Annotated in this window: 1 pseudogene; it reads right to left on the bottom strand. The window is 57.6% G+C overall.

Features of this window, described 5'->3' with window-relative positions:
• Nucleotides 1-116 precede the first annotated feature (116 nt).
• Nucleotides 117-328: pseudogene (locus V5T82_RS18170) on the bottom strand (thiosulfohydrolase SoxB); the annotation flags it as partial.

Consider the following 328-nt stretch of genomic DNA (forward strand, 5'->3'; position numbering starts at 1 on the left):
CCGCCCAAAAAGCACAGATAAGCCGGGATCAAGGGCAGCACGCAGGGCGAGGCAAAGCTTAAGATGCCCGCGCCGAACGCGCCCCAGTAGGTGATGTCAAACGGATCCATGTGTGATTAAGCCCCCACGACTTTGATCGAGTTGTTGGGTTTGAGGTCGATGACCTTCTTCTTGCGGATGTGGTCCGACACCAAGTCGTAAATGGGCGGGCCTTCGGTGCCTTCGTTGACCGAGGCCCAGCCGCCGACCACGTAGGTCTTTTGCGCGTCGATCTGTTCACCCGTAGACAGCAATGTCATGTCCGAGATGCGCGAGCCCATGGTCTTTT

The organism is Magnetovibrio sp. PR-2, assembly GCF_036689815.1.
GTDB lineage: Bacteria > Pseudomonadota > Alphaproteobacteria > Rhodospirillales > Magnetovibrionaceae > Magnetovibrio.